Here is a 16,202-nt window from a genome sequence, read left to right on the forward strand (position 1 = left end):
TTATTGATTTTCGCAAACAAAATAGGTGAGGATGATTTCAAAAATGGCCTTAAAATGACAAAAAAAACACGCCTTAAAAGGCGTGTCGTGTATTGTAAAGCTATATGTTCAATCCACCCAAGCTGGCACCTTTAACAAATAATCGCTCGATGCTCTTCAGTACCGAAGGATCTGGAATTAATGGCGGTGCTTGATGCGGTTTAATACGAGCGTCAATAATCAAATTGTCACAAGCCCAATGCTTGTTCTCATAATGACTATTCACGCCATACATATCGTGTGATGGATTGCTGCGCGTAAAGGTAACCCATAGGAAGTTTTTAATCGTCTCGCTAATGAAATCACTATCATCACCTACTATAATCATAGGGCATGAAGAAAGAGCACCCTTTTCTTGTATAGCATCACATAACGATTGCATTTCCTGCTTAGCACTATCATAACTCATAAATGTAGAGCCTTGGATGACTACAACTCCCGGCATGACCATACGCGCATGCTCAAATCCGCTTATTTCTTTTAAAACATCGGGCACTTCTGTACATAAGTCTCTCTTTTTGTCCCCATATGCTGCGATGACTACTTTACTGCCGCTGTTTAATCCCGTACCCGAATAATCGAGTGTATCAATCGTCGTATTTGTATGGAAATGAATGTCTCGGCTAAGATCGATACGTTCTAGTATATACGTTAAAAAATCCACTTCATCATGTGAATCTAACGGCCTTTGATCTTCAGCTGTAATAAAAAGGTATTTGGCCAAACTTAGTTGTCCCGTACCCAAAATCCGATTAGCAATGGTGAGCAGCTCTGCCGGCTGTTTCACTTGCTGATAAGGGGTGTACCGTTCGCTCCCTATTGCAAAAAGCAGAGGATGCACACCCGCTGCATCTACAGCATGCACTTCCTTTACACCAGGAATTTCTTGTCTAATCGCATCACCTGTCAGCTCATGAATGAGCTCTCCAAACGCAGTATCCTCCTGCGGCGGACGGCCAACAACGGTAAATGGCCAAATCGCTCCCGGCTTCGCGTACACTTTATGAACTTTCATGACAGGGAAAGGATGAGTAAGACTGTAATACCCCAAATGATCACCAAATGGTCCCTCTGGCTTCGTCTCGCCTTGATGAATTTCTCCGGTTATAACAAAATCAGCATCGTTGCTAATACAGAAACCATCCAAATAACTGTAGCGGAAACGGTGCCCTGACAGCATTCCGGCAACAGTCATCTCTGTCAGCCCTTCCGGCAGCGGCATAACAGCTGCCAGCGTATGTGCTGGAGGGCCGCCTACAAAACAGCTTACTTTTAAAGGGATACCCTTTTTATTCGTTTTATCTTGATGCACGCCGATGCCGCGATGAATCTGATAATGCACGCCAATTTCTTTGTTCATTTCATAATCATTGCCGCTCAGCTGTACACGATACATACCTAAATTTGAATTCATAATTCCTGGCTTGTCCGGATCTTCCGTATAGACTTGAGGCAGGGTTACAAATGCACCGCCATCCATTGGCCAGCTTTGAATAAGCGGCAAATCCGAAATTTGTATTTCCTGCGCGGTTACTGGCAGACTACCCGACTTCTTAACCGGAAGAGCTTTCCAAGCGGCCAAACCGGTTCTGACATGCTTAAACGGATTTTTTAATGCCTTCATGGGATCATTGCGCAGCTCCATCACACTTTGCACCGATTCCCAAGTGTTGCGGAATATGAATTTGCTGCGCTCTACCGTTCCGAACAAATTAGAAACTGCCCGAAATTTAGAGCCTTTTACATTCTCGAATAGCAGCGCTGGACCACCAGCCTCATATACTTTCATATGGATAGCAGCCATCTCAAGATACGGGTCAACTTCTTCTGTTATACGAACCAAATGTCCGTTTTTCTCTAAATCAATGACACATTCTTCTAAATTKCGATACATTTGAAATTCTCCAATCTCAGCCTGATAGGGTGATCAAAACTCACGCTCTTTTTATTAAAATTAATTCATATTGTTGCCTATTGTCAAACGCGAACAAAAACCAAGTGTTATATGCAGCCAAGTATTAGCAAAAAACAAAAATACGCCATAAATGGCGTATTTTTATCATCTTATTAACGAAGTTTATAGTATTGATTATATACTTACTCTACTATAAAAGTATAGGCAGGCAGCCGTTAAAAAGCGCCTCCCTTGCCTTACAATTCGCTTTTTGCAGTATACAATACAGGCCAAGCTTCGCCCTCGTATATTTCTCCCTCTCTGCCGTTCATCATCTGTGCATTAAAATGATTATTGCCCTTTGCATCGTATTTATATTTGGTTTCACCCGTCATGAGATGAACCGCCATCGAGCGGCGTGCTTGATCACTCGTATTAGGCCCGCTTCCATGGATGGTCAATGCATGATGAAAGCTTACTTGCCCGGCTTTCATAATAACAGGTACTGTTGAAAACTTTTCGTTTTCTGGGATGTCCATTGCTTGCTGCTGCTTCTCCAAATTTTGCTCAAAGAAATCATTTACATTCAACAAGCCCCACTGGTGGCTGCGCGGCACCATCTGCATACAGCCATTCGATAGATCCACATCCGTAAATGCAACCCAAGCTGTAATGAGCGTAGGACCCGCGCAGCATTGCCAGTAAGCGTAATCTTGGTGCCAGCCTACATTTGCTGTTTCCTTACCTGTACCTCTTCCTGGCTTATACAGCAGCTGATCATGAAACAACCTTATCGTTTCCGTCTCCATCAAAGCAGCGGCAATTCCTCCGATTGTAGCGTTTACTGCTACGTTACGAAGTGTCAGATCTGACCAATGCGAATTATCTGTTTTCCTAAGAGCCCGCGGATTATCCTGTCCTTCCAGCCAATTGCATACCGGTGCTTTTCCAGTCTCGTATTCGCCGCGATATAGACGATCCTGATGCGCAACGATTTCCGCTAGCTCATCCTCAGAGAAAATAATAGGCGAAATCCAGTAACCATTTTCAGCAAAAAATGTGACATCTTCTTGTGCAGGGAGACAATCTTTACGGAGTTGACCATTCATAGACATATTAAGCACCTCATGCATTCATATTTTAAACATATGATCATTATAAACCGGTTAAATTACGTTGTATTTTTTAATCCCATGCATAGATTTAAAGTTTTTGATCATTATTGCTTGTTGAGATTTTGTGCTGAAAAGGTATAATCGAAGGTAATTGTTATGATGAGGAGAAGGGATACGCGAATGAGTGAAAATAAATCATTGAAGAACGAGGTGCCCAAACAGCACCTTGTTATTGAAAACGATGGTGAGTTTCGAATCGAATTGCCCTTCGATTCTGATGCGAGCCATATTTATTATCTCGGAGTGAACCATTATGAAAACTGGAGCACATCGATTCATTATCATGATCATTTCGAATTGTGCTACGTGGATGAAGGGTACAGCCAATACAAAATTGATAAAACGGTTTATGAAATTGAGAAAGGACAGCTCCTGCTTACTAAGCCTGAAGAAATCCATTTTGGATTAGCAGGAAAACATAAGCCTTTCAAGCTCTATTACATCGGGTTTAGGCTGGAGAGGCTCCACCATTTGTATCCTGAATTTTATCGCATTGGGCTTCAACGAATCGCTCATGATCAAGATAGCAGAGTAAAAGCACTTTTCGAGCATATAATAACCGAAATTAAAAATAAAGCTTATCTAAGCTTGCCCATGGTGGAGGGGTTATTTCAACAGCTGCTTGTGACGACGCTCCGTCATTTTCTTGATCCAGCATTAGCAGCAGAGGCCCCTCCAAGGCCGCTTAACGATGCGATTACTGAAGTAATGAATCAGCTGCATCGTGAGGTACGCTATAACTATGATCCCGAGCAGCTAGCAAAGTCTATCCATATTAGCCGCTCGCATCTCGCAAGGGAATTCAAAAATGCCGTTGGCATTCCCCTCGGAGAATATGTTCGTCACTTATGCTTGGATAAAGCGAAGTCCGAGCTTCGAAGCACGTCGAAAGCGATCTCGCAAATCGCAGAAGAGCTGCAATTCTCATCCATTCATACGTTTAGCATATTTTTCAAACGATTTACAGGGCAAACGCCAACTCTCTATCGCCAATCTACAAAATCTAATCTATAAATAAATACATGACTTTTGCTCTGATACACAGCCCAAAGAAGCCTTCCCGTCGACATGACGGGAAAGCTCCATCTGGATAAATAAAAGGGAGAGCATGCAGGCTTATTTCAGCCTTACACTATAAAACCTCATTGCACGAGGCACTCCCTTGATTTCTAATTTGCCTGCGTAAATAAGCTCGCGCAGTCTATATTCGAAATAGCTGTCTCCAATACATTGCTCATAATAGCCCAAAGCTTGGCCAACTACTCTGGCCGCCTTTATAAATTCATCTTTTGGTTTATGCTGCAGCAGCGACTCTACCGTTTCAAACAAATAATCATCCAAGTAATCTTCATCTACATGTTGAATTTTACTTTGATTCCAAATACGCAGCACCTTATCATACTCTGCAAGCGCTAGCCATTCCTTCTCCAGTTGCTGCCTTATGTCGCCAGTTGTCTGCCCATTTTCCTCTGCTTCACCTATAACAGCCTTTAACTTATCTACCGGAACCTCTCCTAATTGCAAATAGTTAATGAATGTTTCGGGTGTATTATACCTTCTGCTGCATGCCTCTTCTGCATTAAACACGTAAATACCATTTAAATGGTGTCTGAGCAAATAAAGCGCATAACGCATACCAGTCTGTTCATGAGCATTGTTGCCACACCATATGACAATTGAAGCTTGCTCTGGAATTTGAGCTAATAAGCTTTGGTGAGAGAAGGCTTCCTCTTCCATATCAAAATATGATTCGTCATAACCAACATTAATATGATTTCTAAACCACTCCTTTCTCTTATGCCATCCCTCTTCCGTATGCAGCTGCCATATTGGGCCTATAGAGAAGCTTTCATTAAGAGTCATGACCTTATTGGAATCCGCTAACCCAAGCTGTTTAATAGCCAGTTTCAAACTGCCTGCAATAGAGTCTCCAAACACAATATGAATTTTCGTGACAGCCGAATCCAGCTCTCTCTTATTATTGTTTTGGGAATTCAGCAATGAATCGTAAAGTTCTTTCAAATTATTAAAAAGATCTTCTCGAGCCTCTAAATTCTGCTCCGCTATCTCAATTTGAAGCATAACTAGCTTTAGAGCCTGTCTCACATCATCTGTAGAAAGCTCCTCGACCGCCTTGCGTATTTCCAACATTTTATTCAAAAGCTATCTCCTTCCTTTCCTCTTTACTTGGCGATACACATGGATAAGAATAAGCCAGAAGATCAAAGCCCTTTTTCTTCAGAATAGGAAGACTCATCGGACTAGCATCTACCGTTAGCAAGCGGAATCCATTTTCCCAAGCTGCCTGTGCTCGTACAGCAAGTAAAGAAGTATACAACCCTTTGTTTCGATAAGCCGACAAGGTTGAACCACCCCATAAGCTTCCAAAGGATGTTCCATTATGCAAATACATCCAAGCCGCACTGACCGCTTTTCCATCTTCATAAGCTGCATAGATGAACAGGCTATCTGGATCATTTTTCAGATTTCGTATTAATTCCTCACCAAGCTCGCGATGTGATTCTCCCCATATTTCTTCTTCCAGTAAGACGATGTCATTGATTCCTGCTTCATCTGTGATTCGTATGATAGAGGAAGGAATTTCACAGGATAACATAAAATCTCCTTCTGTTAGCTGCATAACAAGCAATCCCTCGGGATCTCCAATCGTAAATCCATGCTCAAGAAGTTTATCCTTTAAATTAGCGGGCTGGTCGTAGTCATATAGCTTCCACTCAAACCGCTGATCCAATTGCTCAAAGTAAGATAGCTGCTCATTAATCGCATGTTGAACCGTTTCATTTGTTAATGCTGAGTAGGTTACATATCCTTCCCCTCCTGTAAGGGAAACCTGCCTAATCATTCCACCTTCTTCTTCACGACGAAAGCCCGCAATGATCTGATCTATCCGTTGTTCCGTATTAAACAATGCTATAAGTTGTTCTTTATTCATCGAATGCCTCCGTCGTCCATTTGTTCTTTCCGTCTTACTTAGGTACGTGACTGCTGGTAAAAAAGATTCACATCTGTCTTGCTCAGTATGCCATACTAACAGACCAATCAGCAAAACAAAACGAGCCTATAGAATGATTACTATGGCTCGTTTTATGAGGTTTTGGCTGAAAGGATAACGCCCTATATTAGAAAAATTGCTTCTTATATCTATTGCGATTCACGATTTGGTTGATGAATAAACCCACCCTCGAATGCGGTGTACCTAGCATAATCCTGACTCAGCGCTTCTCCAACCGGCTTCATCGTCATTCTATCCATATGATAGATCCCGAACGTATCAATCCAATTGTTATGGTTCACGTACCAGTCATACATAATCCAGAAATCGATGCCAACGAGAAAACCATCACTTCTCAGCTGAGCCTCTCCATCTTCAGATATGACCGCTCTTTCCATCAGCGCCTGCAGCGTTTCCTTATAGGTTTTCAGCTGCTCTGCCGCCATCGTATCCTGATCAGAGGACCAGTGCCCAAACTCGGTATTCCATATCGGCTTGTCCGGCCAAAGCTCATGCGCTTTTTGCAGAAAATCTTTTGTGCCTTCATAATACGTACTGCCATGGAATATGCCAAAATACATCGTCCAGCCCGCCACATCCAGCGGCTCCATGGAAGGATCATGCGCACCTGGCTGGTCTGCTGCCGCACTTTGGGTCGTGAGACGCCCATCCGCATAATTTTGTTTCAGGTCCTTCACTAAACGTTTGTTGTAAACCGTTCGCAGCTCTACCTCAACGGATTCATTTTGCGTGCTCCACATCAGAACGGAAGGAGAGTTGTATTGGGAGAAAATCATCTCCCTCCACATTTGATCGGATAGCCGTTTTTGCTCCTGTGCCTCAAAATGCTCACGAGTGAATTGCCAAAGCGGAATTTCACTGACAGTTGCAAGGCCGAGCCGATCCGTCAATAACGACGTGTATACATGGTTTGGGTAATGTGCCGTTCTAACAAAATTGACATGCATGGACTGCCTCATTTGAACCAAATCATCTCGAATTTGCTTCCAAGTCGCAGACCGCCCTGTATCCGGCCATTCTTCATGGCGAGCAACACCGGCAAGAAATGCTGGACGTCCGTTCAACAACAGCTTTGTACCTTCCGTCGTAACTGTACGTACGCCAAACTGCGACGCATAACGATCCAACTGGGCAGTACGGTCCCCATATACAACTGCAAATTCCGCTACATACAGCTCTGGCTGCCAAAATGCCCATAAGCGAGGCTCTTGAATATGGACAATCGCTTCCATCACCCTCGTCTCATAAGGAGCTAGTGCTTCCGTCCAATTTAAATCGCCCGTCCATCTTGTTTGCTTGCCTTTAATATCCGCTGCGAGAGGTGAATTTAAGAATGCATCGGCTTCATGATCCGCATCAAAAATTTGCCCGCTAACGCTCACCTCTACAGCATCAGCTCCACGGTTTTCCAGAACGACACTAAACTTCACACGCCCCTCAATATCAAGCGGTACGATGTTTACTCTTGGTATATGGCATTTGGTAGTTCCGCTAATGTATAGGTCATGAATCACACCGGTGTAGTTAAAAAAATCAGTTCCTGGTGTCGCCGGTATGATATCTGCTCGGCTTCCCCAAGGCGGATTATCGATTCGAAGCGCAATTGTGTTCACTTCACCAATCTTCACAAAAGGGGTCAAATCAAGTGCAAAAGGGGTAAAGCCTCCTTCATGATAGCCAACCCACTGCCCATTGACCCAAACGTCAGCTACATAGCTGATCGCGAGCGCATGCAGTGTAACTGCTTTATTTGCCCATGCTGCATCGAGACAGAACGTACGACGATACCATACGCCGTCTTGATACGTTTCACTGGAATTGGCTTCCTCTTTCCCGCGAATTTCATTTTCCGGAAAGGGCAGCTGACGCTGCGCCCAAGCAGAATCATCAAAGTCGACTTCAGTACGGCCGCCAGCTTCAAGGAGGGCGTGCTCGAACCACCGATCATTGCGCTCAGACAATGAGAAATCATGATCCGCAGCAAATCTTTCCTTCTTCCACATGCCCTTCAAGTCAAGCTTCAAACGCTGCTGTGCATCAAATGACGGTACAGGAATGCCATTTTGAAACGGGACTGCCACTCCGCTTACCTCGCGCAGTTCCATCGTCGTTTGAATCATGTTCATCTTTTCTTGCTGTACCAAACGAAGATCCATCGGTTTCTCCTCCATTTCACATTTATCATTCCTATTTTGCCGTATCGTTTGCCGTCTCATAATTTCCGTCTGCCGGCTGATACACCCGAACGTACTCCAGCTCGAATGTTTGCGGGAAAACCGTCGTCTCATCTGGATAACCCGGCCAATTGCCGCCAACGGCCAAATTCAGCTGCAAGAAAAACGCACGATCGAAAGGTGCAGGGAATGGCTCGTTATCCGCTGCCTCATCCTTGCGCGTGAACCATGTCGTCGTCTGATAAAACTCCTTATCGTCGACGTACCACTTCATCCCGCTTGGCGTCCATTCCAGAGCAAAGTCATGAAACGCTTCTGCGAACGTTCCATCTTCCAGACTTACTTTCCCGCCTCTATAAATGTGAGGATTACCCATATGCAAAGTACCGTGCACCTGCTCAGGCTCGTGTCCAAGATACTCCATAATGTCAATCTCGCCGCTGCTTGGCCAGCCGCCGTATTTCTCCATGTCCGTCGGCATCATCCATATGGCAGGCCACATTCCTTTGCCAAGCGGCATCTTAGCCCGGAACTCGAACCGACCGTACGTCCAATCTGCATGGCCCTCCGTAATTAATTTCGCGGACGTATACGGCTTGCCCCCATGCTCCTGCTTCAACGCTTTGATGACTAGCTTGCCATCTTCAATATAAGAGTTGGCCGCATCCTCTGTATAAAACTGATCTTCATTATTCCCAAAGCCTGATCCTCCGGTTACATGCTTCCACTTGCTCCGATCGATTTCTTTGCCATCAAACTCATCGTTCCATACGAGCTTCCACCCATTTTTCTGCTGCGGAGCTTCTTTTTTATTTTCCATGCTGCACCCCATTATTAATAAGATAATTGCTATAAAAACACTCGAAATCTTGAAAAGTCTCTTCACCCAAGCTCCTCCTCTTACTCRCCGGTAATACCAGCCCGATCAACGCCTTCTACAAACCAGCGCTGAAGCACAAAGTAGAGAATGAGCAGCGGTGCAATCGTCAGCAGCGTTCCAGCCAGCTTGATCGCTTCATTCAACTGACTGCCAGGAGTGCCCGGCGGGTACACCTTATTGTAGCTGTCCGTAAATTTTTGCAGCTCCAGCGGCAATATGGTCAGCTCGTTTCCGAAATAAAGACCCGCTAAATACGTTTCATTCCAGTACCATACGAATGAGAATAGAAAGACGATAATGATTGCAGGAAGCGCCATAGGAACGGCAACACGGTAAAAGATTTTCAAGCTGCCCGCTCCATCAATTTCCGCAGCCTCCTCCAGCACTTCCGGTATGCTTCTAAAAAACTGATAAAAAATGAGAATAAACAATGCGCTTTTTAGTCCTTGCCCGAGAATGGCCGGATATATAAACGTCTCCAGCGAGCCGAGCAGCCCGTATTGCTTAAACAAAAGGTATGTTGGCATCATCGTAATTTGCGGCGGGATAACAAAAGTTACGAGCATAAGCACGAACAATATCTTTTTAAAAGGAAACTCAAATCGAGCAAAGCCATAACCGATAACGCCCGCCGATATCGTTTGCAGCAAGGCTGGAAGGCCTGCCACCCCAATCGTTTGCAAAAGTGTTTTTTCATAATCGAGCACGTTCAGCGCCTTCGAATAGTTCTCGACATACAGCGTTGACGGAATCCACTTGATCATGGAGTTGACCAAATCATCCAAGCTCATGAAGCTGTTCACCAGCATAAATAACATCGGATACAAATAGACAAAGCCGATCGCGATCAGAAGGAGATATACTACAGCCTTGAACACAAATCCGTCGTTTTCTCCCATTCCGAACAACAGCTTACGGACTTTGCTCGCAGCGACTAACGTCTGTCTTTTCCACATGCAGCTCTCCTCCTTATCGTTTCTTCATTCTGAGCAGTCCAGTCCATATCGCAAGCACGATCATGATAATGATGAAATAAATCCATGCAATCGCGGTTGCGTAACCGAATCCGGTAATGGTGCTGAACATATTGTTTTTGATAAGAATAATAATTTCATTTAGCGCGAACGTCGATACGTAAACGATCGTATAGATTACATTTACGATCACGAGCGGCATAAGCACTGGCAGCGTCACTTTCCAGAAGGACTCCCATGCCGACGCGCCATCGATGCGAGCCGCTTCATACATGGATCGGTCTACCTTTTGCAGCCCTGCTAGGAAAATAAGAATCTGAACGCCGGAGAACCAGAGAACCATAATGATTTGCTTAAACAAATACAGAATAGGCTCCGCAATAATCGGGCTCAAGCTATTCTCAATCATCGTGAACATGCCGTACTGCTCTATATTTGGAATGGAGGACGCACCCTGGCTAAGCAGCTCGTTAATGACCGGCCCGCTCGTTATAATGACTGGCAGGAAAAATATCGTCCGAAACATGCCGCGAAATTTGATCTTCTGATTAATTAATAGCGCAATGATCAATGAAAAAACGATAATGATCGGTACGTTCAGCATCATTTCCATAACATAATTCAATATTTTCTCTACAAACACGGGATCGGAGAAAAATGCATAATTGAAATTTTCAAAGCCGATATACTTTGTTTTCACGCCGACAGGTGTAATTTTCACTTGATGGAAGCTAAGAAATAAGGAGTATAGCATCGGATATAAAGTGAAAACAAAAAATCCTACGATCCAAGGCGACACAAACGCCAGACCGATAATCGCCTTTCTACGTTTGTTGGTCATTGTGATTTTGGCCATCAGCGGTTCACCTCGATTACTTGAAAGCCTTTTGGCGGAACGCTAACGCCTTCCCATTTATAGTCGCGATTCGTGTAATTCACGAGCACTTCGACTCCGTTGTCATACGAAACCTTAACAATGCCATCGCTTAGACGCTCATGGTTTTGCATCTTCGCACCTATTGTCGGCTTCAGCGCTTTATCTAAAATGCGATAAGTCTCCGTCATCGAATCACGCCAATCCTTATATGCAGACGTGTAAACATCATTCGAATTAGTATGCTTCAGCTTGTACGATGTCTCATGCGTCAAATAATAGGATGGATAAGAACCTGTCTCGATCATGCGCAGCAGGCTTGCCTGCGGATTAGCGAAGAAGTTGCTGTAAGGGGCAAAATAATCCTTATAGCCCTTCAGCACCATTTGTACGAATGGCACCGTTTCACTAATATAAATGTATTGCGATGACTCCATCGGCACGTCTAGCACTTGATCGGCATAAGGAAGCATATAATCATTTGGCGCATACATGAGCAAGGATGGAATGGCATCCGACAAGCCTTGCACAGCAGCTTTATAAAATTCTGCTGTTTGGCTGCGGCTTGAACGACTTTTGCCCGCCATCTCGGAGAATAACACAGAGCCCGTCTTATCTACAGCAATTCCGCTTACGTTCTGGCTCACATATTGCTTTGTATTTTGTTTAACCAGCTTGCTCGTTGCTTCGGCAGATAAGTAATAGATGGTCCCGTATACTTCCTCATAGGTTGGTATCGTCAATATTGACTTATCGATTTTTTTGGCGGCATCCGTCTGCGCAGAGAATCGTTTGGACGCTTCATTGCCCGTTGTAAAGTCGCTGTACAAATGAAGCGGATTTCCACTTTCCCGAAGCGATGCTGCGAGTCGCTCGAAATCCTTCTTCGAGCCAAGCGCTGACTCATATTTCACGGGCGATGGATTCGTTCCTGAATACCCGCCTTCATTCCAGCCCTTATAAACTACATTCACATTTCCGATGCCATTTTTCTTCATATCTCCGAGCATCTCTTCCAGCTGCGATACAGTCGTCATCGGAATAAGGCGCTTGGCGAACATGCCATTTTCGGTTTCAGCGCCAAGAACATCCATTTGCAGAGGAATCGCTGATTCTGCTTTCCCCTTATCTCTCACAAGAATAGATTTCTCCTCCAAATACGCTTGATACGTCTTGGCCATGCCAACATAACTTGCGTCCTTGCCGCTCAAGAACGTATAGCGAATTTGAATATCCTCTGGATTGCGAGCCTTCTCATAGACGATGACACCGCCAAGTGACCGGCTCGTTGGCTGAAGATATGATTCTCTAGATAGAAATTGTGCCGTCGTCCAGTTGTATGGCGTATTGACTCCATTCGGATATGCAACGATTTTGGCATTGTATTGACCATTCTCTACGATGCCGAATAGTCCGTTGCCACCTTCAGCGTGAACCATTCCGAATACGGGATATTGCACGGTCAGCGGTGGATTTGTGAAAATATCACGGTTAACTGTTTCGATGCCTTCGTTCGTGCCATAAATCTTCGCTTCATACGGGATTTTGAATTTCCCCTTATTGTCTGCAAGCCGGATTATTGCACCTGATCCATCTGGAATGAACATATAACCATTTACTTCATTAGCCTTAGTCGCTCCAAGGAACGGATAAACATATACGGACCCAAGCTTCGTTTTATTTCCCTCAAGAATGCTTTGCTGTGGAATCCGAACCACCAATTGATCCTTCTCCAGCGATACATGGAGCTCCATTCCAAGCTTCAGATCGTTTAAACGAATAATCGCTTTAAATCCTTTTTCAAGCGACTCGAGGGTTATCGATTTATTCGTTTGAGAGACAAGATCCGTTCGCGTTGCATTCGGCTTGCTCTCCTCGAAATAATCAAGAGACAATCCCGATGCCATAAAATTTTTCCAAGATTCATTGGATTCCGTGTCGATGATTTCGGAAGACCACATGTAGCCTGAGCGCTTATCCTTCACTTGAATGGACAAGCTTTGTTCTTTGAGATACAGCTCAAGATGTTCATTCTCCGCCACCTTGCGATAATCGGAGGATAACTTTGACCCTGCCTCTTCATGATCAGGAAACGCGGACTGCAGCTCCGAATCTGGAATCGCACCCGTCTCCCTGCTAGAGCGGCCGTTACCAAAAAACAGGACATATACGATGGCAATGGCTGCAGCTATGATGACGGCGGTTACGACTGGTCTAATCCATTTAGAGTTCCGCACGTATCATCAGCTCCCGTATGACAGAATAAACAAAATCAAATACCTGATCGAGCAGCACATACACAATAAATGCAACTAAGCTCAGAATCAGCATGCCAAATAAGGTGATCAAAATATTGCGAATCGTCTCGCGGACCGTGTAGTCATGGACTTCCTTCACCATAATAAATAGGAGAACCGCACACCACACGACGATGATGTTGCTTGAGAAGGTGTACAGGAACGCGTCATTGTTCGTCAGTACATTCGAGACGATGACGATGATAGGGCTGAACAACAAGTACGGTGCCATAGCATAAATGGTACCTTTGTACACTTCTGAAAATTTGCCCTCGCCTTCATTGATTGTACTCACCAAGTAATTCGCGATAATCCACAGCGCAAGCGGCGCAAATACTTTGGCAATCTCCTTCATCAAAATCAAGCTGGAAGGCTCCACGTTGTTGAATATAAAGCCGGTGTAATAAAGTGCAAACACATATTCGGCAAAGAAAAGCACATACAAGAACGTCGCGGACCAAAGGGAAACCTTCCGTTCCTCCTTGATGCCATAAAAACCTTCAAACGGGCTTTTAATAAATCGGGAAACAAACATTACATGCCGAATAAACGCTGCAGAAAAAACTTGCTCTTTCAACCGAATGACGGAATGAAATACCCCTGTTTTCCGATGCAGCCAGCGAACCAATATCCGCAGCACGAACAAAATAATTCCGACATACAGCACATAAATCAAGTTGTTTTGCAGCCAGCGATTGCGAATTTCCCAGAAGGCATTGGAATACCCTTCCTTATCGTTCGCAATAACATATTCCTCGATCGCTTCTGCATATAATTGCTGCTTGTAGTAGGCATCTGCCAGTCCTTTATGCGCAAGGTCGAACAAGTTGTTTTTGTTCAGCACTTGACTCCACGGCTCACGGCTCTTGACGTAGTGCCCTTCCTTATAAAGCTCAAGCGCGTGATGAACCATACTCGTAAACTCGGTTGGCTTAAAGATTTGAATATTATTTCTTTCCTTGTCGACGACATAAATATTTTCGCCTGCATCTACTGCAATGCCAGCCGCATTTATGAACATGCCGATCCGCGACTTCCCATCATCGGGTGCACCGAACGAGAACAGCAAATTGCCCTCTGTGTCATATTCGAAAATAATGCCGGTTTGGCTAATCGTATAAATGTTGCCGCTCTTCGAAATAAATAGATCCGTATACAGCGGATGAAAAGTCATATCCGCAGGCAATAAATTGAAGCCGGAAATATTAAATCGTTTGACAGATCTTCCCTCGTCGCCTTGGGTTATCGTATAAATTAACCCCTTCTGATCAATGTCGATGCTTGTAGCAGAAGGCGGTACATTTTTGAATAACTTCGCTCGCTGTGCATCGGTAAACAAAAATCGCTCCAGCATAATACGAAAGCTCGCTTTGGATTCATTGCTGCCAAAATAGCCAAGAAAATCGCCATTTGAGCTCATCTGCACGACGCCGTTAGTCGATCCCTCGCTTATGATATATACGTTTCCGCGCTTATCGACCGTCACCTTCATCGGCTTAAAGGGATTGTTTTTGCCAAAGAGCGGCGATTCCGGCCTCGCAAAGATTTGCTTTACCGCATGGTCAGTGCCAAATTTAACGACTTGATTACGTCCGCTGTCCGCTGCGTACACATCACCTTGATGGTCAACGAATACACCAACCGGCGTCTGCAAAACCTCTTCACCGATGACCCGTATGAATTGCCCCTCGTCATCGAGGACGACGATACGATGATTGTTCGTATCTGCAACATAGATGTGGTTGCGCGCATCGATATAAATATCGGAAGGCCCGGAAAACTCAAGATCTCCTACCTTCTCTATTGAACCTGCTGGATGATATGCATCCTGCGTTCGTACAAATTGCCTGTTATGGTCTTCCGTATAGGTCTTGTAAGGCGCTTCAGCGAGCACCATGGATGAGGAATCAAGCCATAGGAAGACGGCGAGAACAAGCAACAAAACCTTGCCGTTAATGTTCTTCATCGGAGTCTCCTCTATTTCAGTCCTGAATGCGCCATTGTGTTCATCACTTTGCTTTGCAGCAGTATAAAAATGACGAGGTTCGGAACGAACATAAGCAGCGATGCAGCTGCCGACATGCCTTGACCCGCGATGGTGTTGCCGGACCCCGACGCAACCGAGCTCATGAAGAACGATAATGTCTTCAAGCTTTCATCGTTGACATAATAATTTGAAGTCTCGACATTGTTCCATACCGCCTGAAAAGCAAGAATGGCGACTGTAGCAAGCGCRGGCATAATGACAGGTACAATGACCTTTCTGAATACCGTAAATTCACTCGCTCCGTCGATAATGGCCGCTTCCTTCAGCTCCTCGGGCACTTGATCAATAAATTGCTTCAGCAGGAACAGCCCAATCGGCATGGCCAGCAGCGGCAAAATATGAGCAAAATAAGTGTCCAGCATTCCGGTCTGATCTACGACCAAGTAACGCGGAATTTGTACCGCGATTGGCACGAACATGAGGGCAAGCGTGTTCACCTCAAACAACACCTTGCGCAGCTTGAATTTCATCTTGGCCATCGCATAGGCAGCCAACGCGCTAATAAATACCGAAAAAAACATGACAGAGATCGTTACGAGCAAGCTGTTGAATATAAAACGGCTGAACGGAATACCTGATGTCGACGTCGTAAAAAACAAATCTCTAAAGTTATCAAATGTCGGCTTCTGTACGAGAAAGCGCGGCGGGAATGCAAACAGCTCATCAATCGGCTTGAATGCATGCGAGATGATAAATATGATTGGCAGCATCATGAAAAACGCCAAAGGAATAAGAATGGCATAAAATTTCAGCTGACTTTTGTGAAACTTGGTCGGATTAACTTTTGTACCTTGATAAGACAAAACTTGCACCC

The 16,202-nt window shown here is 44.6% G+C and carries 12 protein-coding genes; 1 reads left to right on the forward strand and 11 read right to left on the reverse strand.

What is annotated here, in order from left to right; genetic code table 11:
• Positions 1-100 precede the first annotated feature (100 nt).
• Positions 101-1,933 (reverse strand): UbiD family decarboxylase, encoded by a 1,833-nt coding sequence (locus tag AC1DM9_RS29170; RefSeq protein WP_477583561.1) that lies wholly within the window; start codon positions 1,931-1,933, stop codon positions 101-103.
• A 257-nt stretch (positions 1,934-2,190) separates the two neighbouring features.
• On the reverse strand, positions 2,191-3,048 hold the full coding sequence (locus tag AC1DM9_RS29175) for a phytanoyl-CoA dioxygenase family protein (RefSeq protein WP_477583563.1): 858 nt from the start codon (positions 3,046-3,048) through the stop codon (positions 2,191-2,193).
• Between the two features lie 180 nt (positions 3,049-3,228).
• On the opposite strand from AC1DM9_RS29175, the gene AC1DM9_RS29180 reads away from it, so the two are divergent.
• Complete coding sequence (locus AC1DM9_RS29180) at positions 3,229-4,122, forward strand: AraC family transcriptional regulator (protein ID WP_477549928.1); 894 nt, start codon at positions 3,229-3,231, stop codon at positions 4,120-4,122.
• Positions 4,123-4,224: 102 nt separating this feature from the next.
• Here AC1DM9_RS29180 and AC1DM9_RS29185 read toward each other — a convergent pair whose 3' ends face one another.
• From AC1DM9_RS29185 to AC1DM9_RS29225, 9 genes are all read right to left on the reverse strand, one after another.
• Positions 4,225-5,259: a DUF1835 domain-containing protein gene (locus AC1DM9_RS29185; protein ID WP_477583620.1), complete on the reverse strand. Its 1,035-nt coding sequence runs from the start codon at positions 5,257-5,259 to the stop codon at positions 4,225-4,227.
• 1 nt (position 5,260) lies between these two features.
• A complete protein-coding gene (locus AC1DM9_RS29190; RefSeq protein WP_477583565.1) occupies positions 5,261-6,061 on the reverse strand; it encodes a GNAT family N-acetyltransferase in 801 nt (266 codons plus the stop codon).
• A 209-nt stretch (positions 6,062-6,270) separates the two neighbouring features.
• Positions 6,271-8,298, reverse strand: coding sequence for a glycoside hydrolase family 2 protein (locus AC1DM9_RS29195; protein WP_477583567.1), 2,028 nt, complete (start codon positions 8,296-8,298; stop codon positions 6,271-6,273).
• Between the two features lie 31 nt (positions 8,299-8,329).
• A complete protein-coding gene (locus tag AC1DM9_RS29200) occupies positions 8,330-9,136 on the reverse strand; it encodes a glycoside hydrolase family 16 protein (RefSeq protein ID WP_477583570.1) in 807 nt (268 codons plus the stop codon).
• 80 nt (positions 9,137-9,216) lie between these two features.
• The gene (locus AC1DM9_RS29205) at positions 9,217-10,152 is read right to left on the reverse strand and encodes a carbohydrate ABC transporter permease (protein ID WP_477583572.1); all 936 of its coding nucleotides are present in this window, start codon (positions 10,150-10,152) and stop codon (positions 9,217-9,219) included.
• A 13-nt stretch (positions 10,153-10,165) separates the two neighbouring features.
• Positions 10,166-11,026, reverse strand: coding sequence for a carbohydrate ABC transporter permease (locus tag AC1DM9_RS29210; RefSeq protein ID WP_477583574.1), 861 nt, complete (start codon positions 11,024-11,026; stop codon positions 10,166-10,168).
• Complete coding sequence (locus AC1DM9_RS29215) at positions 11,026-13,281, reverse strand: DUF5696 domain-containing protein (protein ID WP_477583576.1); 2,256 nt, start codon at positions 13,279-13,281, stop codon at positions 11,026-11,028. Before AC1DM9_RS29215 ends, AC1DM9_RS29210 begins: the two co-directional genes overlap by 1 nt.
• On the reverse strand, positions 13,268-15,307 hold the full coding sequence (locus AC1DM9_RS29220) for a YIP1 family protein (RefSeq protein WP_477583578.1): 2,040 nt from the start codon (positions 15,305-15,307) through the stop codon (positions 13,268-13,270). Before AC1DM9_RS29220 ends, AC1DM9_RS29215 begins: the two co-directional genes overlap by 14 nt.
• An 11-nt stretch (positions 15,308-15,318) precedes the next feature.
• Positions 15,319-16,191, reverse strand: coding sequence for a carbohydrate ABC transporter permease (locus AC1DM9_RS29225; RefSeq protein WP_083682583.1), 873 nt, complete (start codon positions 16,189-16,191; stop codon positions 15,319-15,321).
• Between the last annotated feature and the right edge of the window lie 11 nt (positions 16,192-16,202).

Source organism: Paenibacillus sp. 01T431 (assembly GCF_056398625.1).

Bases quoted from the DNA above. Each gene is read 5' to 3' on its own strand.
- AC1DM9_RS29175 (WP_477583563.1), bottom strand. From the start codon at position 3,048: ATGTCTATGAATGGTCAACTCCGTAAAGATTGTCTCCCTGCACAAGAA.
- AC1DM9_RS29190 (WP_477583565.1), bottom strand. From the start codon at position 6,061: ATGAATAAAGAACAACTTATAGCATTGTTTAATACGGAACAACGGATA.
- AC1DM9_RS29210 (WP_477583574.1), bottom strand. From the start codon at position 11,026: ATGGCCAAAATCACAATGACCAACAAACGTAGAAAGGCGATTATCGGT.
- AC1DM9_RS29220 (WP_477583578.1), bottom strand. From the start codon at position 15,307: ATGAAGAACATTAACGGCAAGGTTTTGTTGCTTGTTCTCGCCGTCTTC.
- AC1DM9_RS29200 (WP_477583570.1), bottom strand. From the start codon at position 9,136: ATGGAAAATAAAAAAGAAGCTCCGCAGCAGAAAAATGGGTGGAAGCTC.
- AC1DM9_RS29185 (WP_477583620.1), bottom strand. From the start codon at position 5,259: ATGTTGGAAATACGCAAGGCGGTCGAGGAGCTTTCTACAGATGATGTG.
- AC1DM9_RS29195 (WP_477583567.1), bottom strand. From the start codon at position 8,298: ATGGATCTTCGTTTGGTACAGCAAGAAAAGATGAACATGATTCAAACG.
- AC1DM9_RS29180 (WP_477549928.1), top strand. From the start codon at position 3,229: ATGAGTGAAAATAAATCATTGAAGAACGAGGTGCCCAAACAGCACCTT.